Origin of the sequence: Roseovarius sp. B08 (assembly GCF_051417955.1) — a bacterium.
Lineage (GTDB): Bacteria > Pseudomonadota > Alphaproteobacteria > Rhodobacterales > Rhodobacteraceae > Roseovarius.
Window position 1 is genome coordinate 3,286,401 of the sequence record NZ_JBPRLW010000001.1, and the last position, 22,089, is coordinate 3,308,489.

General features: G+C 65.9%; 22 protein-coding genes and 1 pseudogene. 13 read left to right on the forward strand and 10 right to left on the reverse strand.

Features of this window, described 5'->3' with window-relative positions; genetic code table 11:
* The first annotated feature begins 69 nt into the window (after positions 1–69).
* Together ACSQ76_RS16665 and ACSQ76_RS16670 are read left to right on the forward strand one after the other, a co-directional pair.
* Entirely contained in the window at positions 70–291 is a 222-nt protein-coding gene (locus tag ACSQ76_RS16665) for a hypothetical protein (RefSeq protein ID WP_306127760.1), read from the forward strand.
* On the forward strand, positions 284–2,242 hold the full coding sequence (locus tag ACSQ76_RS16670) for a 4Fe-4S binding protein (protein ID WP_437157472.1): 1,959 nt from the start codon (positions 284–286) through the stop codon (positions 2,240–2,242). Before ACSQ76_RS16665 ends, ACSQ76_RS16670 begins: the two co-directional genes overlap by 8 nt.
* Here the strand turns inward: ACSQ76_RS16670 and ACSQ76_RS16675 are convergent.
* On the reverse strand, positions 2,236–2,988 hold the full coding sequence (locus ACSQ76_RS16675) for a hypothetical protein (protein WP_437157473.1): 753 nt from the start codon (positions 2,986–2,988) through the stop codon (positions 2,236–2,238). The two genes, ACSQ76_RS16670 and ACSQ76_RS16675, sit on opposite strands and share 7 nt — an antisense overlap.
* A 72-nt stretch (positions 2,989–3,060) precedes the next feature.
* Between ACSQ76_RS16675 and ACSQ76_RS16680 the strand changes: the two genes are divergently transcribed.
* The 4 genes from ACSQ76_RS16680 to ACSQ76_RS16695 are packed head-to-tail and all read left to right on the forward strand — an operon-like array spanning position 3,061 to position 5,505.
* Positions 3,061–3,252, forward strand: coding sequence for a DUF6494 family protein (locus ACSQ76_RS16680; protein WP_152493481.1), 192 nt, complete (start codon positions 3,061–3,063; stop codon positions 3,250–3,252).
* A gap of 2 nt (positions 3,253–3,254) precedes the next feature.
* Positions 3,255–4,322 carry an iron-sulfur cluster carrier protein ApbC gene (gene apbC, locus ACSQ76_RS16685; protein ID WP_437157474.1) on the forward strand — a complete coding sequence of 356 codons (1,068 nt, stop codon included), beginning with the start codon at positions 3,255–3,257 and terminating at the stop codon, positions 4,320–4,322.
* A complete protein-coding gene (locus ACSQ76_RS16690) occupies positions 4,319–5,029 on the forward strand; it encodes a DUF4444 domain-containing protein (protein WP_437157475.1) in 711 nt (236 codons plus the stop codon). Before apbC ends, ACSQ76_RS16690 begins: the two co-directional genes overlap by 4 nt.
* Positions 5,026–5,505, forward strand: a complete 480-nt coding sequence (locus tag ACSQ76_RS16695; RefSeq protein WP_437157476.1) for a DUF6505 family protein — start codon at positions 5,026–5,028, stop codon at positions 5,503–5,505. Before ACSQ76_RS16690 ends, ACSQ76_RS16695 begins: the two co-directional genes overlap by 4 nt.
* Positions 5,506–5,678: 173 nt before the next feature.
* On the opposite strand, the pseudogene ACSQ76_RS16700 reads toward ACSQ76_RS16695, so the two are convergent.
* Together ACSQ76_RS16700 and ACSQ76_RS16705 are read right to left on the reverse strand one after the other, a co-directional pair.
* A pseudogene (locus tag ACSQ76_RS16700) lies at positions 5,679–7,110 on the reverse strand (FAD-binding oxidoreductase).
* A 31-nt stretch (positions 7,111–7,141) separates the two neighbouring features.
* Complete coding sequence (locus ACSQ76_RS16705) at positions 7,142–9,106, reverse strand: AsmA family protein (RefSeq protein WP_437157477.1); 1,965 nt, start codon at positions 9,104–9,106, stop codon at positions 7,142–7,144.
* A 101-nt stretch (positions 9,107–9,207) separates the two neighbouring features.
* On the opposite strand from ACSQ76_RS16705, the gene rimO reads away from it, so the two are divergent.
* The 4 genes from rimO to trhA all read left to right on the forward strand — a co-directional run bounded on the left by rimO (position 9,208) and on the right by trhA (position 12,979).
* Positions 9,208–10,599 (forward strand): 30S ribosomal protein S12 methylthiotransferase RimO, encoded by a 1,392-nt coding sequence (rimO, locus tag ACSQ76_RS16710; RefSeq protein ID WP_437157478.1) that lies wholly within the window; start codon positions 9,208–9,210, stop codon positions 10,597–10,599.
* A 133-nt stretch (positions 10,600–10,732) separates the two neighbouring features.
* Positions 10,733–11,452, forward strand: coding sequence for a DUF4336 domain-containing protein (locus ACSQ76_RS16715; RefSeq protein ID WP_437157479.1), 720 nt, complete (start codon positions 10,733–10,735; stop codon positions 11,450–11,452).
* 196 nt (positions 11,453–11,648) lie between these two features.
* Positions 11,649–12,155: a hypothetical protein gene (locus ACSQ76_RS16720; RefSeq protein WP_437157480.1), complete on the forward strand. Its 507-nt coding sequence runs from the start codon at positions 11,649–11,651 to the stop codon at positions 12,153–12,155.
* A gap of 173 nt (positions 12,156–12,328) precedes the next feature.
* On the forward strand, positions 12,329–12,979 hold the full coding sequence (gene trhA / locus ACSQ76_RS16725; protein WP_437157481.1) for a PAQR family membrane homeostasis protein TrhA: 651 nt from the start codon (positions 12,329–12,331) through the stop codon (positions 12,977–12,979).
* Between the two features lie 94 nt (positions 12,980–13,073).
* Here trhA and ACSQ76_RS16730 read toward each other — a convergent pair whose 3' ends face one another.
* From ACSQ76_RS16730 to ACSQ76_RS16740, 3 genes are all read right to left on the reverse strand, one after another.
* Positions 13,074–13,340: a DUF6455 family protein gene (locus ACSQ76_RS16730; RefSeq protein ID WP_437157482.1), complete on the reverse strand. Its 267-nt coding sequence runs from the start codon at positions 13,338–13,340 to the stop codon at positions 13,074–13,076.
* 115 nt (positions 13,341–13,455) lie between these two features.
* Entirely contained in the window at positions 13,456–13,815 is a 360-nt protein-coding gene (locus ACSQ76_RS16735; protein ID WP_437157483.1) for a YigZ family protein, read from the reverse strand.
* Positions 13,816–13,824: 9 nt separating this feature from the next.
* Positions 13,825–14,535: a M48 family metalloprotease gene (locus ACSQ76_RS16740; protein ID WP_437157484.1), complete on the reverse strand. Its 711-nt coding sequence runs from the start codon at positions 14,533–14,535 to the stop codon at positions 13,825–13,827.
* Positions 14,536–14,663: 128 nt separating this feature from the next.
* Between ACSQ76_RS16740 and ACSQ76_RS16745 the strand changes: the two genes are divergently transcribed.
* The 3 genes from ACSQ76_RS16745 (at position 14,664) to ACSQ76_RS16755 (ending at position 16,313) form a co-directional block, all read left to right on the forward strand.
* Complete coding sequence (locus ACSQ76_RS16745) at positions 14,664–14,903, forward strand: hypothetical protein (protein ID WP_306127744.1); 240 nt, start codon at positions 14,664–14,666, stop codon at positions 14,901–14,903.
* 139 nt (positions 14,904–15,042) lie between these two features.
* Positions 15,043–15,621, forward strand: a complete 579-nt coding sequence (locus tag ACSQ76_RS16750; protein WP_437157485.1) for a nitroreductase family protein — start codon at positions 15,043–15,045, stop codon at positions 15,619–15,621.
* Positions 15,618–16,313, forward strand: coding sequence for an EI24 domain-containing protein (locus ACSQ76_RS16755; protein WP_437157486.1), 696 nt, complete (start codon positions 15,618–15,620; stop codon positions 16,311–16,313). Before ACSQ76_RS16750 ends, ACSQ76_RS16755 begins: the two co-directional genes overlap by 4 nt.
* Positions 16,314–16,324: 11 nt before the next feature.
* Here ACSQ76_RS16755 and ACSQ76_RS16760 read toward each other — a convergent pair whose 3' ends face one another.
* The 4 genes from ACSQ76_RS16760 to ACSQ76_RS16775 form a co-directional block, all read right to left on the reverse strand.
* The gene (locus ACSQ76_RS16760) at positions 16,325–16,897 is read right to left on the reverse strand and encodes an NYN domain-containing protein (RefSeq protein WP_437157487.1); all 573 of its coding nucleotides are present in this window, start codon (positions 16,895–16,897) and stop codon (positions 16,325–16,327) included.
* 101 nt (positions 16,898–16,998) lie between these two features.
* Complete coding sequence (locus ACSQ76_RS16765; RefSeq protein ID WP_437157488.1) at positions 16,999–20,070, reverse strand: efflux RND transporter permease subunit; 3,072 nt, start codon at positions 20,068–20,070, stop codon at positions 16,999–17,001.
* Positions 20,067–21,164: an efflux RND transporter periplasmic adaptor subunit gene (locus ACSQ76_RS16770; protein WP_437157489.1), complete on the reverse strand. Its 1,098-nt coding sequence runs from the start codon at positions 21,162–21,164 to the stop codon at positions 20,067–20,069. The genes ACSQ76_RS16765 and ACSQ76_RS16770 overlap by 4 nt, the downstream gene beginning before the upstream one ends.
* 256 nt (positions 21,165–21,420) lie before the next feature.
* Positions 21,421–22,044, reverse strand: coding sequence for a helix-turn-helix domain-containing protein (locus tag ACSQ76_RS16775; protein ID WP_437157490.1), 624 nt, complete (start codon positions 22,042–22,044; stop codon positions 21,421–21,423).
* Positions 22,045–22,089: the final 45 nt, after the last annotated feature.

The following is a 22,089-nucleotide window of genomic DNA, read 5'->3' on the forward strand; positions in this document are numbered from 1 at the left end:
TCGTGGACAGATCGCAAATCTGGACATTTTGGGCAGTGATGACGCTGGTTTCTCAAGGACGCGGACAGAATGACCGTACAAGAAAAATGCTCAGGTTTCCTGCTTGCAACGGCGACGGGAAGGGCAGAAGAATCGCAGGCCAAGCAGCCGTCATTCCTGACCCTTGTTGTCGGAAAAGGGGGCGCAAGGCCCGTGCAGATTTATGAGGAGAGATCTGCATTGCAATCCATCAGCTCGTCGCGCCGGACCAAGGCGCGACCGCCAGTGAAAGCCGGGGCAAACCATGACTAAGCAACTGATTCTGTGCAATTGTGCGGGCTCTCAAGCGCTCGACAAGGACGCGCTCGAGGCTGCGACCGGCCTCACCTGCAGCGTGGTTCATTCCGGCCTCTGCACCACCCAGACCGACGCCACCGCCCAGGCCATCGCATCGGGTGACGCCATCCTGTGCTGTCGGCAGGAACAACGTCTGTTCGCGGAACTCGCCGCCGAGATGGACCTGCCCGAGCAACCCGTCACCGACCTGCGCGACCGGGCCGGGTGGTCCGACGACCCCGCCGGCAAACTACCCAAAATGGCCGCCCTTCTGGCCGAGGCGACGCTGGACGTGCCCTCGGGCAAATCCGTCGACGTCATGTCCGAGGGTTTGTGCCTGATCATCGGCCCCGCGGACACGGCCCTGGCCGCCGCCGACAAACTCAAGGACATCCTCGGCGTCACCGTCCTTCTGACAGATGACGCCGATGCCCCCGATCCAACGGGATACGACGTCATTCGCGGCAACCTGAAACGCGCTACGGGCGCATTGGGCGGCTTCTCTGTCCAGATCGACGCGTTGCAACAGGTCGACCCGTCCGGCCGCGGCGCCCTGACATGGACCGCCCCGCGCGACGGCGCGCGCACCGAATGCGACGTGATCCTCGACCTGACCGGCGGCACGCCGCTCTTCCCCGCCCCGCAAAAACGCGAAGGCTACCTACGCCCCGATCCCGGCAGCGTCACGGCCGTGGCCGACGCCATTCTCGAGGCAAGCCAGCTGATCGGCACCTTCGAGAAGCCGCTCTATGTCGCGGTCGAACCCCTGCTTTGCGCCCATTCCCGCGCGCAGAAGGTCGGGTGTACCAACTGTCTCGATGTCTGCCCCACCGGCGCGATTTCCCCGGCAGGCGAGCATGTCACCGTCGACCCGATGATCTGCGCGGGCTGCGGCGCGTGTTCGGCGCTCTGCCCCTCCGGCGCCATCTCCTACGACGCGCCCGCGCCCGCCACGCTCTTCCGCCGCATCCAGACGCTGGCCTCGACCTTTCGCAAGGCCGGCGGCACCGCCCCGCGCCTCTTGGTCTGCGACGACAGCCACGGCCAGCAGATGATCAGCCTCGCCGCCCGCTATTCCCGCGGCCTGCCCGCCGACGTCATCCCGCTCGAAGTGCCCGCGCTCTCGGGCTTCGGCCATGCCGAGATGCTGGCCGCGCTGGCATCTGGGTTCACAGACGTGACGATCCTGCTGTCGCCCACCACCGAACGCGACGCGCTCGACCGCGAGATCCCGCTCGCCCGCGCCATCGCGGGCGAGGCCCGCGTGACGCTCCTTGACGTGGCCGAGCCCGACGCGCTTTGCGATGCGCTCTACACCGACGCGGCCCGCCCCGATCCGGTGGCCGAGCCGGTCCTGCCCATGGGCAGCCGCCGTCAGGTCGCGCGCCTTGCCGCCAAGGCCCTGCATGGCGACGACACCATCCTGCCCCTGCCTGACGATGCGCCCTATGGCGCCGTTCTGGTCGACACCGACGCCTGCACGCTCTGCCTTTCCTGCGTCTCGCTCTGCCCATCCGGCGCGCTCGTCGAAAACCCCGACAAGCCCGAGCTGCGCTTCCAGGAAGATGCCTGCCTGCAATGCGGCCTTTGCGCCAATATCTGCCCCGAGGACGCCATCGGCTACGAGCCGCGTCTCAACCTGCGCGACGAGGCGATGGGCCAGATTGTACTGAACGAGGAAGAACCGGCCGAATGCATCGAATGCGGCGTGCCCTTCGGCGTGAAATCCACCATCGACCGGATCACCGAGAAACTTGCCGGCAAGCACTCCATGTTCGGCTCGGATTCGGCGGCACGGCTCATCCAGATGTGCGACGACTGCCGGGTGAAGGCGCAGTTCCACTCAAAGGACAATCCCTTCGCGGGCGGCGAGCGCCCGCAGGTGCGCACCACCGACGACTATTTCTCGAAACGCCGGGATCACTGATGCTCGATCGGCGCCCCGAGGTCCGCCGGCTCCACGCCGGACACGTAGGCCAGGATGGCCTGCAAGTCGTCTATCGTGATCTCCATGGGGGCGATCGGCGATGGGCGGTTGATGGGGAACGGCTCGGTCACGTCCTCGATCTGGGTAAAGGACGGGTGCGGGTTCAGTATATAGAAGGTCTGGAATCGCCGGTCCCAGTCCGCCATCGCCCGCAGCACGGCGAAACTGGGGGTCGAGGCCATGGCGTTCATTCGCGTGGCCTCGCTCACCGCGTGACACCGCGCACAATGGGTTACCGAGAGATCATGCCCAAGGCCCGCATCACCGTCGAAACTGACCTCGGCCACCTCGGCCTCTTCCTCCTTGGGCAGACCGAACGGCGCCGCGCCCTCGACCTCATAGCTTGTTACCGTCCGTTGGCCGATCTCGGAGGTCAGCCAGTCTGCAAACGCGATCGCGCCCTCGTGGCTGGGCGTATTGATCTGCATCCGCCACTTCGTGTGCGGTCCGTCGAATACGCGCGGCCCTTCGGCATCGGGGGCCAGCAGGATATCGGCACCCTCGTCCAGGTCCACCACGTCGATCCGGATCCCCGTCTTCAGCGAGAATCGCGGCAACACGTAGTCCAGAAGCCCGCTTTCGGTCAGCGGTGGCGGCGCCCCAAGGCGAAAATCCTCCGCCGCACGCCCTTCTGAGGTGGACATCCCGAGACAGACCACCACAATCACGCCGATAAGGGTTAACATTTGCCCGCGCATGGCCCAAGCCTAGGAAGCACGCGGGCCAGGCGTCAACACTCTTGGAAAAAGGAGAGTAAAATGAGCGACGATTTCAACATGTCCATGCGCAAGTTCCTCAAGCAGGTCGGCGTCACCTCGCAGCAGGCCATCGAGGACGCCATGCGCAACACCGACGGCACCGAGGGCAAGACATTCGAGGCCAAGGTCGTGCTGACCGTAGACGGTCTCGATGTCGAACACGTGGTCACCGGCACGATCAAGGGCGGGTGAACGTGACGGCAACAAGGGAAAGCGTGCTCGCCGCGCTGAAAAACGTGAAAGACCCAGGTACGGGCGACGACATCGTGTCGGCGGGGATTACCCGTGGCCTCAATGTCGAGGGCGGCACCGTCCGCTTCGTGCTCGAGATCGACCCCGCGAAGTCAAAAGCCTACGAGCCCGTGCTGGCCGAGGCGCAGGAAGCCGTGCGCGGCGTGGAGGGCGTGACGGACGTGTCCGCGGTGCTGACCGCGCATTCCGCCAAGGCGCCGCCGGACCTCCAGACGAAACGCAAACCCGCCGAACCGCAGGGCCCGCAACGCGTGCCCGGCGTCGACCACATCATCGCCATCGCCTCGGGCAAGGGCGGCGTGGGCAAGTCGACCGTGTCGGCCAACCTCGCCTGCGCGCTGGCCGCCGAGGGCCGGCGCGTCGGCCTCTTGGATGCCGATGTTTACGGCCCCTCCCAGCCCCGGATGCTGGGCGTCTCGGGCCGACCCGCCTCGCCCGACGGCAAGACGATCCTGCCGATGCGCAATCACGGCGTCACCATGATGTCGCTGGGCCTGATGACGAACGAGGATCAGGCCGTGGTCTGGCGCGGCCCGATGCTGATGGGAGCCCTTCAGCAGATGCTGATGCAGGTGCAATGGGGCGCGCTCGACGTGTTGATCGTCGACCTGCCGCCCGGCACCGGCGACGTGCAGATGACCCTGGCGCAAAAGGCCCACGTGGACGGTGCCATCATCGTCTCCACGCCACAGGACGTCGCCCTGCTGGATGCCCGCAAGGGGATCGACATGTTCAACCAGCTCAAGGTTCCGACCCTCGGGATGATCGAAAACATGTCGACGCATATCTGCTCCAACTGCGGGCACGAGGAACATGTCTTCGGCCATGGCGGCGTCGCCGCCGAGGCGCAGAAGATGGGTGTGCCCCTGCTGGCCGAGGTGCCCTTGCATATCGACATCCGCATGGCCTCGGACGGCGGCGCGCCCATCGTGGTCTCCAAGCCCGACGCGCCACAGTCGCAGGCCTTCCGCGATATCGCGCGGGCGCTGGTGGGCCAGGGCGTGGCATGACCCGCGACCCGGCCTTCCCGCCCCTGATGCAGGGCCATGGCGTGGACGCGGGCATCGACCCGTTCGAGAAGGCCTGCGCCATGGCGGCCCTCGGCTGCGACGCCGGCACCATCGTTCATAACATGGGCGCCAACCGACTCGCCGCGGCGCTGATCATGGCCCCCGAGGTGCCGCTGGAACAGGCCATGGCGATGTTGCCCACCTGCGGAGTCGGTTTCCAGAACGCGCTTGGCGCCATTGCCCCGCCCGAGGTCGCGGTGCACCTGGAATGGGCCGGCGGCCTGCGCGTCAACGGCGCTTCCTGCGGCCGCCTGCGCACGATGGCCGGCACGACCGATCCCGCCGCCATGCCCGGCTGGCTGGTGGTGGGGCTGGAACTGCCGCTGATGCTGACCGACGCCGTGCCGGGCGACGCCCCCGACCGCACCGCCCTTTACGAGGAAGGCTGCGCCGACGTGGACCCTGTCGCCCTGCTGGAAGGCTGGGCGCGCCATACGCTGGTCTGGATCACCCGCTGGGAAGACGATGGCCCCCGCGCCTTGCATGCCGAATGGCGCGGCCTCGCGCACGGTATCGGCGAAGACATCACCATCGACGGCCAGACAGGCACCTTCATGGGCGTTGACGAAAATTTCGGAATGCTGCTGCGGACAGACGACGAGACCCGTCTCATCCCGCTCAGCACCGTGCTGGAGGCAGAAACATGAAACTCGCCCGCGCCATCCACTTCGACGAGAGCGACACCCGCGTATATCCCTCGCCCGCCCGCACCGGCGAATGGTGTATCTCGGGCGGATTCGAGTTTTCCAACTGGTCCGAGGCCGACCTCAGCGGCAAACAGCGCCAGGCGTTCTCCAACGGCTGGCTCGGGCTGGAAACCTTCGGCCGCGTCACCTTCGTCGCGGTCACGCAGATCGAAGAGCCCGAACGCGCCGCCCTGACCGACGCGCTGGCGCGGCACTATGTGTCGGTCTACGGCGCACCTGATATCGACGCCGCCCGCCCCGTGGCCGCCGACGAGATCGCCCAGATGATCGAGATGTGCGAAGACCACGACCTCAACACGCTCCTGACCGTTGCGCGAGAGCTGACCGAGGCCGGCGTGCGCGAAACCTACCGCTCCATCGCCGCTCAGGATGCCGGGCTGGAACAGTTCGCCATCCACGGCAGCCTCGACGAGTGATCCGGCAGAGCGCCTGCGGCGCAACCGATATCTCGTCGTCCTGACGTCCTCCTCGGGGAAGCGTTGCATCGTGACGCACTGAACCTTGCGGCAGCACCTGTCGAACCGTGGCTTTCGAGTATTTGAAGAACAGTGAAACAAAAGCGGCCCGGCTTTCACTGTTCCAAAAATACTCACTGTCGATCCGATGAAGCCTTTAGGATCGCGCCGGGATTCATGATGCCTTTGGGATCCAACGCCCCCTTGATCGCGCGCATCGCCGCAAGCTTTGCCGGATCGCCATAGCGTTGCAGATCGTCGACCTTCAGCCGTCCGATCCCATGCTCGGCCGACACCGACCCGTCCATCTCGTGCACCAGGTCATGCACCAGCCGTTTGATCGTGTCGTGCTGGCCCGTCCAGGCGTCGCGCGATTCGCCCTTGGGCGGAAACACGTTGTAATGCAGGTTCCCGTCGCCCAGATGCCCGAAGCAGTTGATGCGGAACGGCCCCAGCTCCTTCAGCGCCGCGTTGCCGGTCTCGATGAAGCCCGCCACGGCGCTCAGCGGCAGGGAAATATCATGACTGCTGATCGAACCGACCAGCCTGTTCGCCTCGGGGATCGTCTCACGAACCTCCCAGAAGTCACGCCGCTGTGCCTCCGATTGCGCGATCATGCCGTCGCTCACCAGCCCGGCCTCCGCCGCCTCGACGAACAGCGCCTCGAGCGCCTCTGCCGGATCAAGACCCTTTGCCAGCCCGATATCGATCAACACGAACCATTCGGGCGGATCGGTGAAAGGCAGCCGCATGTCCGGCATGGTCTCTGCCAGGAAATCCAGTCCCGCGCGATGCATCAACTCGAACGCCGACACGCCCTCGCCCATGTGGTCGCGCGCCATCGACAAAAGGCTCAGCGCCGCCTCGGGGCTCTCCACAACCATCAGCGCCGTGCCTTCTCCGGCGGGCTTGGGGAACAGCTTCAGCGCCGCGGCGGTAATCACGCCCAGCGTGCCTTCGGACCCGATCAGCAGGTTGCGCAGGTCATAGCCGGTATTGTCCTTCCTCAGCCGTTTCAGCCCGTGCCAGATCGTCCCGTCCGGCAGCACCGCCTCCAGCCCCAGGCACAGGTCCCGCGCGTTGCCATAGCGCAGCACGTTCACCCCGCCCGCATTGGTGGCCAGGTTACCGCCGATCCGCGCGCTGCCCTTTGCGGCCAGCGACAGCGGAAACAGCCGGCCCACCGCCTCCGCCTCGGCATGGGTGTCCTGAAGGATGGCGCCCGCCTCGACCACCATCACGTTTTCCTCGGGCCAGACCCCGCGCACGGCCCGCATCCGCTCCAGGCTCAGCAGCACCGGCACCGGCCCCTCGGGCGACAACTGCCCGCCGACCAACCCGGTGCCGCCGCCATAGGGCACCACCGGCACACACGCCTCGGCACAGGTACGCACCACGGCCGCGACCTCCTCGGTGCTGCCGGGTGCGACCAGCACGCCCGCCCGCCCCTGCCAACGCCCACGCGGCTCTTCCAGGTAGGCCGGCATCACATCTCGGAACGCCGCCATTGGCAGCACGCCGCGCAGGCCTCTCTAGGAAATCTGGGGTTACCGGGTTGAGTGTCATGTGTCGTACCTTTGTCGCGCCATCGACGCCATCAATCGAACAGCTTCAGCAGGCCGCGCTCCAGTTCCTTCTCCAGCGCGTCCTTCGCCGCATCCTCCAGCGACTGGCCTTCCTGCCGCTCGATCCCCAGCTGTTTCTCGACCTCGCGCTCGATCTCCTGCCGGGCCTGGCGTTCCAGCTCCTTCTTCTCGTCCTCGAAGTTGAGGTCAATCGCCGCTTCCAGATCCGGCGTGATCTTCGGATCGGCCCACGGCCCCCGGATTTTCACCGGAATCGCCAGCCCGTCGCGGCTTCCGCCGTCCAGCAGGCGCGGTGTGAACAGGTAATCGATATCCCGCGACCCCAGCCCCACGCGCCCTTCGCCCGCGGCACTCGCCTGCGGCAGTTTCAGCCTCAGGTCGTCGTTGAACAGGTTGCCGTCTTCCATCGTGAACGTGGCAGAAAGCGTATCGAACACCGTCGTGCCCCCGGTACCACTGCCCGACCGCATCAGCCGGTCAAGGTCGAAGCCCGAGATCACGCCCCGCCCGGTCTTGAACGCACCGCCGCCGCTCAGCGAATTCATGATCGCATGCACGCTTTCGCCGACGCCGAGGAAATCCACCTCGCCATCGGCCTTCGCCTCGAAGCGCGAGATCTCCATAGCGTCGTCCAGAAATGTCTTCAGGTTGATGCCCGTGGCGATCATCTCGCCGCCCACCGACAGGCCGGAACGGTTGTTCATCACGAACTGCCCGGTGATCAGCCCATCATAGGCGCGCACCTCGCGCAGCTCGAAGACCAGCCGCGAACGATCCAGCGTGGCCAGGGTACGCGTCGTGCCAAGACTGAAATTCCCAAGGTCGATGCTGTCGGCCACCAGCGCGAATTCCCCGTTCACCGCCTCCAGCCCGGACGCGTTGATCGGAGCTTTCGACCAGCCGTCGCTGACCGCACCACCGCGGCCGCTCTCGCTCTCGCTCTCGCTCTCGCCACTTTTGGCGCTCAGTCCCGACAGGTCCAGCGCGCCGGCGTTCAGCTGCACGTTCAACCGCGGCCGGTCCTCGCCCAGATCGACATCCGCCGCGCCCGTCAGGCGGTTGCCATCCAGCCCCAGCGCCGCATTGCGCAGCGACAGGCGGTCGTCCTTGAAGATCACGTCCGTCTCCAGCGTCGCGGCGCGGCCCAGCCCCTCTGGGATATCCATCGGCCCCTGCCCGATCAGGGCCATGAATTCCGACGTGTTTTGCAGGTCCGCACTCAGCCGGCCCGCCAGTTCCGGCGCCGATCCCGCGCGTCCGGCAAAACTGGCCGCGCCCGCCTTGGTGGAAATCTGGGCCTGCACGTCCGAGACGCCGCCATCAATGAAATGCCCCACGCGGTCCAGCGTGCCGGCAATCAGCACAACCTCGCCACCGGGGCGAAGGGTCAGGTCGAAATCCGCGGCACCCTCGTAATCCGGCCAGCGCAGGTCGAAATCCACGCCCGACTGACGCACCGTGGTTCCGTCGACCTCGTCGATGTAAACCAGCGAGGCATTCTCGATCAGCGCCCGGTCCAGCGTCAGTGCCAGCCGGTTCGACCGCGCCGGTGCACTGCCGCTTTCACCCTGTCCGGACGGCGCGACCCCTTCGACGTTCAGCTCCCAGTTGACCCGGCCGTCCTTGGCCCGGCGCAAGTTGATCTGCGGTCCCACGGCCTCCAGCCCGGTAATGCGGATATCACCGCCGAACAGCGCTTGCGGCTCCACTCCGATCTTCAGGCTCTCCGCCTGGAACATCGGCGCATCCCCGGCCCAGTCGGCATTGGCGACCGTGACGGCACCGGTGCTGACGCCAAGGATGGGCCAAAAGCTGATGGTGGTCTCGCCGCTCATCGTCACCTGGCGGCCGGTCATCCGGCTCAACTGGTCCGCCGCGATGCCCGCGATCCGCTCGCCAGGCAGGAAAAATACCGCCGCGACGACCAGCACCGCCGACACCAGCACGATCATGAAAATGCGAATGAGCCACCGCATCCTGCTCTCCAACGTTTTCTTTTCAGACTAGGCGCAGGCCTTGCGCCCAACAACAGCTTTTCCGCTTTATCGGGGGGGCCTGGGGGACTATATCGCGCGGCATGAGCACCAACCCACCCGATCTGCGCCCCGACCTCGCGCGCGCCCGCGTCACCGAGACGCCCCGCAAGGGCCAGCCCGTGATCGGCATGGTGTCTCTGGGCTGCCCCAAGGCGCTTGTCGACAGCGAGCGCATCCTGACGCGCCTGCGCGCCGAGGGCTATGGCATCTCGCCCGACTATTCCGGCGCCGACGCGGTGATCGTGAACACCTGCGGCTTTCTCGACAGTGCCAAGGCCGAAAGCCTCGACGCCATCGGTGAGGCACTTGCCGAGAACGGCCGTGTCATCGTCACCGGCTGCCTCGGCGCCGAGCCGGAATACATCACAGGTACCCACCCCCGCGTTCTGGCGGTGACCGGCCCGCACCAGTACGAACAGGTGCTCGACGCCGTGCACACCGCCGTCCCTCCGGCTCCAGATCCTTTCATCGACCTTCTGCCCGAGGCGGGTGTCAAACTGACGCCCCGGCATTACAGCTACCTCAAGATTTCAGAGGGCTGTAACCACAAGTGCAAGTTCTGCATCATCCCCGACATGCGCGGACGCCTCGCCTCGCGCCCCGGCCACGCAATTCTGCGCGAGGCCGAAAAGCTGGTCGAGAGCGGCGTGCGGGAACTTCTGGTTATCTCCCAGGATACAAGCGCTTACGGGCTGGACCGCAAGTATGACGTGAACCCGTGGAAGGATGGCGACCTGCGCAGCCATATCGTCGATCTGTCCAGGGCACTCGGAGAGCTCGGCGCGTGGGTCCGGCTGCATTACGTCTATCCCTACCCCCATGTGCGCGAGCTTATCCCGCTCATGGCCGACCCCGACAACGGCGTGCTGCCCTATCTCGACATTCCGTTCCAGCACGCCCATCCGGACGTCCTGAAACGCATGGCCCGCCCCGCCGCCGGGGCGAAAACCCTCGATGAAATCGCCGCCTGGCGGGCGATCTGCCCCGATCTGACCCTGCGCTCGACCTTCATCGTCGGCTATCCCGGCGAAACCGAAGCCGAATTCCAGACCCTGCTCGACTGGCTCGACGAGGCACAGCTCGACCGCGTTGGCTGCTTCAAGTACGAGAATGTCGAGGGCGCCCGCTCGAACGACCTGCCCGGCCACGTACCCGAAGAGGTCAAGCAGGACCGCTGGGATCGCTTCATGGAAAAGGCACAGGCCATTTCCGTGGATAAACTGGCCGCCAAGGTCGGATCCGTGCAAGAGGTGATCGTCGACGATATCGACGAGGACGGCATCGCCACCTGCCGAACCAAGGCCGATGCGCCGGAAATCGACGGCTGTCTTTTCATCGACGAGAACACCGACGGCCTGAGCGTCGGCAATATCGTCACGGTCGAGGTGGACGAGGCCGGGGAATACGATCTGTGGGGGCAACTGCGCCCCTGAAGGCGCTGACACGTCATCGGTTTTTCGCCAGCGCCAATTGGCAGGGCCGTTCACACAGGTGACATCGACAACCTCTAACCGATTGGAGAGCATCTTCGCACCCGGGTGATTTCTCGACCGAAAGGACCGCCTCATGCACCTCGAACAGGTCGACGAAAACATCTGGCTGGCCGAGGGCGAGATCGTCAGCTTCCACGGCTTCCCCTTCCCCACTCGCTGCATCATCATACGCCTGCCCGACGGCGCGCTCTGGGTCTGGTCCCCCATCGCCCTGACCGACGACCTCCGCCGCGAGGTCGACACCCTCGGCCCCGTCGCCCACTTGGTCAGCCCCAACGCCATCCACCACCTCTACATGGGCGACTGGAAAGAGGCCTACCCCCAGGCCGCGCTCTGGGGTCCGCCCGCGACCATCGACAAGCGCACCGACCTCACCTTCACCGGCATGCTCGACGACACCGCCCCGCCCGCCTGGGCCGGCACCATCGACCAGTGGAACCTCCAGATCGGCCGCAAGTTCAGCGAGGTGGTCTTCCTCCACCGCCCCTCCCGCACCGCCATCCTGACCGACACGATCGAGGCCTTCGACAAGAGCTTCCTGCGCCGCTACTGGAGCTTCTGGCAACGCTGGGTCGCCCGCCTTCTCGGCATCACCGAGGACCCGGGGCGCGCACCCCTCGACCTGCGCCTGCTGACCCTGCCCCGCCGCGCCCAGGTGCGCAGCCGCGTCCAGGACCTCATCGACAGCACGCCCCGTCGCGTCATCATTGCCCATGGCACGTGGCAGCGCAGGGACGGCGCGGCCTGGCTCGCCCGGTCTTTCAGCTGGCTGGGTGTCACCCCGCCGGGCTGAAGCCAGCCAGTGACGCGGGCGTGTCTGCCATGGGTTTCCGCCCCAAGATGACGCCCCCGTGAAAATCTGAAATATTTCACTGTTCACAAATACTTACACCAATCCGTGTGCTCACGGGCCTGTCAGTTGATTGTCATGGGGGTCCGCCGCAGCTTGGCGTCATCAACCCATCTGCGCATCGCAAAGGACCCGATCCATGACCACACTTTCCGCCGACACACCCCGCGCCCTGCCCGCGCTGTCCTTCGACACGCTCGTCCTGATCCTGCTCTCCGGCGCTGCCGGAACGATCGCCTTCGATCTCTTCGGCCAGGCGCTCTCGCCCATTCTCGGTTTCGCCAATCTCGCCCCCGTGGGCCTCGCCCGAAGCCTGCTTGGCTCACTCGGCCTGCCCAATGCCGCGCCCTATGGCCACCTGATGCACCTCTTCCTCGTCGGGCTGCTGGCCTATCCCATCGGCTGGCTCTTCATCGCGCGCCCGGTCATGAAGCGCATCACCCCCGGCCTGCACTGGCTGCCCGCCTCGGCCATTTACGGCGTCGCGCTGTGGGTCTTCGCCATCGGCGGCATCACCAGCATCGCCGGCCTGCCGTTCTTCCTGAATTTCACCGGCATCACCTGGGTGGCGCTGGTGGGCCATGTGATCTACGCAATTGCCGCAGCGTTAACCGTGGTCTATCTCGAGCGGCTTCAAAACCGCTAAGCCCTTGTAAAGGCGACGAACAGGGGCCCGGCCGGGCCTTTGTTTCCAATTTGGTTACGGTCTTGTCACATAATTTTTGAACGAACATCCCTAAAACTGAAACATAATCGAGACATCTCAATGTCATGATCGACATGAAACCACAGAACGCCCAAAGGACAGAGGACCGCGACATGTCCTATCCAAGCTACACACGCGCCGAACGGATCGCCGATGCCGCCGTGCATGTGCTCGGGGTCGGCAGCGCCTTTGTCGCGGTCGCGTTCCTGATCTTCGCCAATGCCGGTCAGCTGAGCCCGGGGGCGATGACGGCGGCCGTCGTCTACGGGATTGCCATGATCCTGATGCTCAGCGCCTCGGCGGCCTATCACCTTGCCGCGCACACGTCCTTGCGCCCACTTCTGCGCCGGATCGACCACGCCGCCATCTACGTCAAGATCGCGGGCACGATCACGCCGCTCGCGGTGCTGCTGAACACGCCCTTCGCCTATACCGTGCTGACGCTGGTGTGGTTCCTCGCGCTCTCGGGTGCGGTACGCAAGCTGCTGGCCGCGCGCGGAAAAATGAGCACGCACTGGCTGCCGCAGGTGGCGCTCGGCTGGCTGGGTCTGATCATCATCGTCCCGCTCTGGCCGTCGCTGCCGGCCAACAGCCTGACGCTGATCTTCGCGGGCGGAATCATCTATTCCGGCGCGGTGGTGTTCTATTGCTGGGACACGCTGAAATTCAGCAACGCCATCTGGCACGCCTGCGTGCTGATCGCCACCGCTTGCTGTTTCTTCGGCATCTTCGGCGCCATGGCTCATACGATCGCTGCGCTCTAAGCCGGTCCGGCCCCTGTCGGCCTTTTCACAGCAAAGATGGTTCGGAAACGGCCCTGCACGTTCCGCACGATCACTTCCGCTCACTAGGCCCTTTTCAGATCCGCCGCCCCGCCTTCAGCGCCGCGAAGACCTCGCCGTTGCGGCACTCGATCGGCGTCGCGTCCACCGGAGCGACCTGGGCAGCCATCCACGCCTCGCACCCGTCGGGATCGGCGCACCCCGTGCAACGCAGAACCGAATCGCACAGCGTTTCCGGGTCCAGTTGCCCGGCATAGACCGCGTCTTCCAGGTCCAGACCCAAGGTGCGCGCCATACGGTGCACCAACTCGGTGTGGCGTCTGATCGTCTTCGTCTGCGGCATCGCGGCTCTCCTGTCGATCGGCGCCGCCTGCCGGCCCGGCCTCATTGCCGCGCGCCGGTGGGGCACCTCTGCCGCCGACACTGGCGCAGCCGGACCAAAGACGCCTTGATCTGCATCAAGAGGCCTCCAGCGCCTCCATGTAGGCAATGACGCAGTCCTGCACGTGTCGAAACCGGTCGCCGCCCAGGTGCTTGCCGCCGAACCAGCGCGTGACCACGATCACGTGCTCCCGCAGGTCGGCCCGTTCCAGCATGCGCACGATCACCATGCCCGCCCCGGCCTCGCCGTCATCGGACTTCAACGCGGTGCCCTTGGCATCCAGCATCGCCCAGGTGTTGTGCGTGGCCTTGGCGAATTTCTTGTCGCGTTTCAGCTCTTTCAGGAAGGCGTCCACAGCCGCGCGGTCCCGCGCCGCGCCACCCGACACGGCGTATTTCGACCCCCGGTCGGAAATAACGCCGATCAGTTGCAGCATGTCACCCCGTCAGAATTGGGAATTCACACGGCGCACCGTGTCAATCCGCTGCGCGTTGGGCGGGTGCGAGCCCAGGAACCGGTTGCCCGGATCGGGGATGCGGGTGAAATACTCCGCGCCCCGGATCGGGTTGTAGCCCGATTTCTTGGCGATGATCGTGCCCAGAGCATCGGCCTCCAGCTCGAACTCCTTGGAATAACTGCGCGCGCCCACCGAGGCCCCCACGTTCGTCGCGGCATCCACAGCGCCCGTTCCGGCGCCTGCCAGCGTCGCCAGACCACCTAGCAGGATGGCTCCCGCCGCGGCGCTTTGCTGCTGGCGCGGGATGTGCCGCCGGATATGGTGCGACGCCTCATGCGCGAAGATAAAGGCCAGTTCGTCCTCGTTGCGCACATCCGCGATCAGCGCCGCGGTAAAGGCCAGGATCGGACGGCCGCTGCGGTCCAGCGTCTGGAACGCGTTGGGCGGACGCCCCGGCCGATCGTCCAGCACCACGTTGAAGTCGCAGTTCACGTTTCCGCCCCGCGCCTGGCATTCACGCTCGGCCACCGGTTCGACCCGCGCCACCACCTGCCGGAATCGCGCCAGCTGCGTGCCCGAGGGCGCCCTGACCGATTGTTGCTGCTGGCCCTGCGGCTGGGGCTGCGGCGCCTCGCCGCCCGTGGTCGTCACCTCGCAACCGGCCAGGAAAACCGCACAAATCAGAACCTTCCACCGCATCTGTCTCACCTGCAATTGCTCCCTTTGCCCTAGTTCTAGCAGGCTTTGCGCCGAGGGCCAGTCCCCCTCACGCGCACGTGCGGAGCAAAGCCGATTGCGCTTTGCGGGTCATCCGCTACTGTGACCCCATGTTTTCGATAGAGCACGAATTCGACGCCACCGTTGTCACCCTGATCGACGAGGGCAGCGCGCCCTTGCAGGAGGACGTCACCATCAACGCGTTCGAGGAATGCGTGACCATCGAACAGCTCGACCCACGCACCGACCGGGTGCAGAAGGTGACGCTGTCCATGACCCAGTTGCAGGATCTCGGCGCCGCGCTGAACCTGCCAGAAGGCGTCTATACCCTGTCGCGCGATAACAAATAGCTGGCCACTGCAAGCCGCTCGGGGCAACGACGCACGCCCCGGTTTGCTTTGCGCCTGACGGTCCCCGCCAAAAGGGTTGACGCCCGCACTCCACCGCCCGACATATGCCGCCACAGACAAGACGCAACGAAAGACCCCCATGCCCGATCCCAATCCCGCCGCGATGGAGTTCCTGCTGACGCGCCGCTCGCGCCCGGCCAAGACGCTGACCGGCCCGGCGCCCTCGCGCGACGACCTGCTGCCAATTCTTCAGGCCGCCGCCCGCTCGCCCGACCATGGCAAGCTGGAACCCTGGCGCTTCATCGTTCTGGACCGCGCCGCCATGCCGCGCCTCGCCACGCTGGTCCGTGACCGTGGGGCCGCACTGGGCAAGTCGGAAGAGGATATCGCCAAGGCCGCCAAGCAATACGAGGACGGCCAGCTTGCCGTCGCCGTGGTCGAGGTGCGCAAACCGACCGACAAGATCCCGGCCATCGAACAGACCTATTCCGCCGGGGCCGTCTGCCTCGCGCTCCTGAACGCCGCGCTGGCCTCGGGCTGGGGCGCCAACTGGCTGACGGGCTGGGCCACCCATGACAGGGATTTCCTCGCGCAGGGCTTCGGCCTCGCCGACAATGAAAGCATCGCCGGCCTGATCTTTCTCGGCACCGAGTCATCCGCGCCACCCGACCGGCCCCGCCCGGATATCCACGCCATCACCACCTGGGTCACCGAATGATCTTCACCGCCTTCTTCAAGGCCCTGGGCCAGTTGGGCGATCCGCGCTTCCGCAAGGTCTTCTGGCTGGGCGTCGCGCTCTCGTTCCTGCTGCTCGTGGCCGCGACCGCCGCTTTCCTGATGGTCATCCAGTGGGCCACCGGCGACACCACCACCCTGCCCGTCATCGGCGAGGTCCGCTGGATCGACGACCTGCTCGGCTGGTCCGGATTCTTCCTGATGCTGATCCTGTCGGTCTTCCTGATGGTGCCTGTCGCCTCGGCCATCACCTCGCTGTTTCTCGACACCGTCGCGCAGGCGGTCGAGGACCGGCACTATCCCACGCTGCCCGCCGTCCCGCCGGTGCCCTTCTTCGACGGGCTCAAGGACAGCGTGAACTTCCTCGGCGTCATCATCGCGGCCAACATTCTGGCCTTCATCCTCTACGCGCTCTTCCCACCCGCCACGCCGTTCATCTTCTGGGCCGTGAACGGCTATCTGCTGGGGATGGAGTATTTCCAGCTGGCGGCCATGCGCCGCGTCGGCCGCGCCAACGCCAAGATGTTGCGCAAGCAGCATCGCGGAACGATCTGGATGGCCGGCACGCTCATGGCCCTGCCGCTGTCGATCCCGCTGGTGAACCTCGTGATTCCGATCCTGGGCGCGGCGACCTTCACCCACATCTATCACCGCGTGGCCAAATCGGCCGGCTGATCGGGGCGCGGTCACCGGGCGCCGTCGCCCAAATCCAGCCACAGCTTGCCGTGTGTATACCCGCCCCTTATCAGCCGGCCAGGCTCTCCCGCTTCGGGAAATTCCGCCTCCCAGTCCCGGAACCGGTCGTTCGTGACGACCCGCGCCTTGAGATCGCGCGCGGCTGTCAGGATCGTCGGATCGGCCGGCTGCCCCTTGGGCACGACCATGATGCGCCTCACCGGCAGGCCCATCCGTGCCGCCAGCGCTCTGTCGCCCAGGAACCTGTCTCCGACCTTGTAGCCCACGTTGGCATCGAACACGACGCCCGGCGTGAAGCCCTCGGATGACAGGTGATCGACCACTTCGCGCACCGTATCCAGATCCGGCGACCTGTCCTTCCAGTGCATGACGTTCGAGCCGTCCAGCACGACCCAATTCTTGCCCCGTTCCGTGCGCCGTCGCAGCGCCCCCACGATCAGCAAGAGAGCGCTGGCAACCGCACACGGTCCGGCCAGCAGGATCACATCGCTCCACCCAGGCACCATCGCCGACAGGAAAATGCCGCCGATGGACAGTAACAACAGCAAGAATGGTACGATCATCGAAACACCAGCCGAACGCGCCACCTACCATGTGACGCACCCGACAGTAGGACCGAAATCGCGGTACGGCACAACCCGCCTCTGACCGCTCGGATTGCGCCCTATTCCGCCGGCTGCGCGCCCGCACCCTCGGGCGCATCAGCCTTTTTCCGGTCCTTCTGCAACAGGTCATACAGCACCGGCGTCAGGAACAGCGTCAGTACCGAGGCCGACATGAACCCGCCGATGATCACGATGCCGATGGAAAACCGGCTGGCCGCGCCCGCGCCGGTGGACAGCACCAGCGGTACGGCCCCCAGCACCGTCGACATCACCGTCATCAGGATCGGTCGCAGCCGCACCGCCGACGCCTCGATCACCGCCTCGCGCACGTTGCGGCCTTCCTCGCGCAGCTGGTTGGCGAATTCCACGATCAGGATGCCGTTCTTGGCCATCAGCCCGATCAGCATGACCATCCCCACCTGCGTGTAGATGTTGATCGCCTCGCCCAGCACGAACAGTGTCAGCAGCGCCCCCGCCACGGCCAGCGGCACCGACAACAGGATCACCACCGGCTGAATGAAGCTCTCGAACTGCGCCGCCAGTACCAGGAACACGATCAGAAGCGCCAGCGCGAACGTGAGCGCTATCCCCCCCGACGTCTCCTGGTAACTTTCCGCCTGCCCCGAATAGCTGATCTGCATCGCCGAGGGCATATCCGCGGCAATCTCCTCGACCGTCGCGATGGCCGAGCCGAGGTCCACGCCTTCGGCCAGCGACGCGCTGATCTCGACCGAAGGCTGCCGGTTGTACCGGTTGTAAGCCCGCACCGACGCGCGCCGCTCCAGCGTCACCAGACCGTCCAACGGCACCAACTCGCCGGTTTCGGTTCGCACGTTCACGCCGGTCAGATCGGCGGTGTTGGTCCGCCGCGCGTCCGGTGCCTGCAAGATCACCGGGTACTGCCGGTCGCGCGAGATGAACTCGGTCACCTCCGCCGAGGCAAAGAAGGTGCGCACCGCGTCCGAGATATCCCGCGCCTCGACCCCGATCTGCCGCGCCATGGCCCGGTTCACGCTGATGTCGAAGCCCGGCGTGTTGATCTCGTAATCCCGCCGCACCCCGGTCAGGTCGGGGCTGGCGCGCATCGCCTCTTCCATCTGCCGCGAGAACTCGGCGGCATCCTCGAAACTCGGCCCCGTGACGATCACCTCCAGCCCCGATCCGCTCCCGGCATCCAGGCCCGAGGGCGCGAAGGCACGCACGCTCGCCCGCGTTATCTTGGCAAACTCGGGCCGTAACTCGGCCAACACATCGCGTGGCCCCATCTCGCGGTCGCCCCACGGCGACATCACCGCCACCACGAACGCCCGCCCCGACTCGCCGTATTGCCCGACAATGGCGATGGTGTCCTCGACCACGCCATCTTCGCGGTAGGGCGCGATCAGGTCTTCGACCTGGCTGACCGCATTGTCGGTCAGCGGCAGGGCCGATCCCGGCGGCGCCTGGATGGACACGAAAAAGATGCCCCTATCCGAATCCGGTGTCAGCTGCGACGGCAATTGCTGGTAAAGTGTCCAGGACATCCCCGTCAGCACCGCCGCAACCGCCAGCACCACCAGCGGCGTCTTGATCGCCCGCGTCAAGAGCTTGCGATAGCCCTCCGAGGTGCTTTTCGTGACCCGCTTCACCCCGCGTGCGAACCACGTGTCGTTCATGCCCTGTTTCAGCAGCTTGCTGGCGATCACCGGGCACAGCGTCAGCGCCACGAAGGTCGACAGCGCAACGGCAATGGCCAGCGTCACCCCGAATTCCCGGAACAGCTTGCCCAGCTCGCCTTCCAGCAACGACAGCGGCACGAAAACCGAGATCAGCACCGCCGAGGTCGATACCACGGCAAAGAACACCTGGTTCGCGCCCGTGCGCGCCGCTTGCCTGGGGTCCTCGCCCTCCTCGACCTTGCGCTCGATATTCTCCAGCACCACGATGGCGTCATCCACCACCAGCCCGATGGCAAGGATCAGCGCGAAGAGCGTCAGGATGTTGATCGAAAACCCGGCCAGCGCGATCCCCGCACAGGCGCCCAACAGCGCGATAGGGATGGTCACCGCCGGGATCACCGTCGTCCGGATCGAGGTCAGGAAGACATAGATCACCGCCACCACGATCCCCACGGCGATGCTCAGCGTGGTCAGCACCTGCCGGATCGAATTCGAGATGAAATCCGCGTCGTCCGACGTGATCTGCAATCGCGTCCCGCCCGGCAAATCCGCCGCGATCCGCTCCACCTCTTCCCCGACCGCCGCCGAGATCGACAGCGTGTTGGCCGAGGATTGCCGCAGCACGCCAAGCCCCAGCGCCGTCTCACCATTGGCGCGGAATTCGCTGTCGTCGCTTTCGACCCCCAGCTCGATCCGTGTCACGTCACCCAAAAGCACGCGCCCATTCTCGTCCGAGCGCACGATCAGGTCCTCGAACGCCTCCACGCTCGACAGCCGCGTCTCGGTGCGCAGCAGGTACGTCCGCGCCTCGTTTTCGATCGTGCCCGCTGGCAGTTCCAGGTTATTGGCCCGCAGCGCGTCGGCAATCTCGTTCGCGGTCACACCTCGCGCCGCCATCGCCTGCGGATCCAGCCAGACGCGCATCGCATAGGCCCGGTCGCCATAGATCTGCACCGCCGCCACACCGCTCAGTGTTTCCAGCCGGTCGGTGATGAACCGGTCGGCATAATCTGTCAGTTCCGACGCCGACAGTGTGTCAGAGGTCAGCGTCATCCACAGGATCGGGTCGCCCTGGCTGTCATTCTTCTCGACCTGCGGCTCTTCGGCTTCCTCCGGTAGGTCGCCCGCCACGGATTCGACCGCCGCCCGCACATCCGCCGCAGCCTGATCGATATCCCGGTCCTGTCCAAAGGTGATGACGGTCCGCAGACCGCCCAGCTCGGATTCGGTGTTCATGCTGTCGATGCCGGATACCGTCGACAGCGCCCCTTCGATCACCGTGGCCAACTCGCTGTCCACCACGCCGGGACCGGCGCCGATATAGGGCACGCTGACCGTGACCTCGGCGGTGGTGGTGTCGGGCAATTCCCGCACCGGCATCCGGGTCAGCCCGGCAATGCCCACCACGATGATCAGGATCGAAAGGACCGTGGCCAGCACGGGCCGCTTGATGCACAGGTCGGGCAGCGTCATTGCGTCGTGCCCTCCGCGCCTTCATCCTGCGCCGCCGCGTCCTCCTGCTGGTCCACATCCTCGGCCACCTCGACCGAAGCCCCGTCCGACAGGTTGTCCCAGCCCGCGACGACCACCCGGTCCTCAAGGCCCAGCCCGTCGCGCACCTCGGTCATCGCGCCCAACGACTGGCCCGGGTCGATCTCGGTCCGCACGGCGGCCCCGTCGGAGACAGTATAGACATAGCTCGCCAGCCCTTCACTGATGATCGCGTCATCGGCAATGGCAAGCCCTTCATACGTGTCCAGCACGATCTCGGCATCCGCGAACATGCCGCCCACCAGCCGGCCGTTGGCATTGTCGATCTCGGCCCGGATGTTGAAGCTGCGCGTCTCCAGGCTCACCTCCGGCGCCCGCACCGAAACCTCGCCTTCGAATTGCGTGTCCGGATACGCCGGCGTCGTCACATTCACCGACTGCCCGACCTCGATCCGGTCGAAATACCGTTCGGGCAGCGACACGGTCAGCTCCATCGTGGTGATGTCCGACAACCGCGTGACGGCCATGCCTTCGCCCAGGAACGTTCCCGCCTCGATGTCGATCAGCCCCAGCACTCCGTCGAACGGGGCCACCAGCGTCCGGTCTTCCAGATCGGCCCGCGCCATCATCAGCGCGGCCTCCGCCCGGCGATAGGCCGCCCTCGCCTCTTCCAGCCGCGCTTCGGCGGCGGTGTTGCTGTCGGTCAGTTCCTCGACCCGGCGGAACGCGTCCTCCGCCTCGGCAAAAGTCGCTTCAGCCTCGGCCAGCGACGCACGCGCCGCGCGGTCGTCCAGCTGCAAAACTATTTCACCCTCGTTCACCTCTTCGCCCGACGAAACCGGCACGTCCGTCACACGCCCCGCCGCCGCCGGGACCAATTCGACCGACCGCACGGGGATCAGCGTGCCAACCCCGCCAACCCGGTCCTCGATCTGCCGCGTCTCGGGTCGTGTCAGCGCCACGCGCACCGCGGGCGGCGCCGACGCCGCCTCGCCCGAGCCGCCCTGCGACAGGATCTGCTGCGTGCCCCACAGCCCTGCCGCGGCACAGGCCGCGACGACGCACAGACCAATCAAGACCTTGAAAACCTTTCCCAACCTGACTACCTCCAAACGGTCGCACGCCGATCACGGGCCGCGTGCCAAAGCACGGGGCCGTTTGATCGGATCAACTGTGCGAGATAGAGCAGCCGGACCCCACGAACAGCCCGCAGGTCGTTTGGCCACGGGCAATTACGTCCGCGCTGCGATCACAAAACCGCGAGAAACAGCCGCGTAGGGTGGGCTAAAGCCGACGCGTCACTCCGCCCGCGCCCCACGCGCACCCATGCCATCACCCCAGCGACGTCACCCACAGGATTGTCGCATCCTCTTCGCTGACCGACACCACGTTGTGGCCCATGGTGGCATCGTAATAGGCACTGTCGCCCCGGCGCATCTCGATCGGCTCGTAGAACTCGGTATAAAGCCGGACAACGCCCGTCAGGACGTACATGAACTCCTCGCCGTCATGACGCACCCAGCCGTCGAACTCCTCGACCGACCTTGCCCGGATACGCGCGCGATATGGCAGCATCCGCTTTTTCAACAGCGCATCGCCCAGCAACTCATGCTCATACGTCGTGGTCGCCTGCGCCGTGCCCTGCCCGGCCCGCGTCACCGCCATCCGCCCGCTCACCTGTTCCCGCTGCGGCGGCGTGAACAGCTGCGGGATGGAGATCTCCAGCCCCACCGCCAGCTTCTTCAAGGCATCGTAAGTGGGCGACATCACCCCGTTCTCGATCTTCGACAGGGTCGACCGCGCGAGCCCCGCCTGACGTGCGGCCTGTTCCAGCGTCCAGCCCCGCGACTTGCGCAATTCGCGCACCCGTTCGGCAAGGTTCAACGGCTGGGCCGCGTCCTCTTCCCCGCTCTCGCGGGCCAGCCTGATCAGGCTCACGGGCGATCTGTCTTCCATGTCCTACGCTATACGCAGCGCCGCCATGGCTTGCAACTTCGCCGT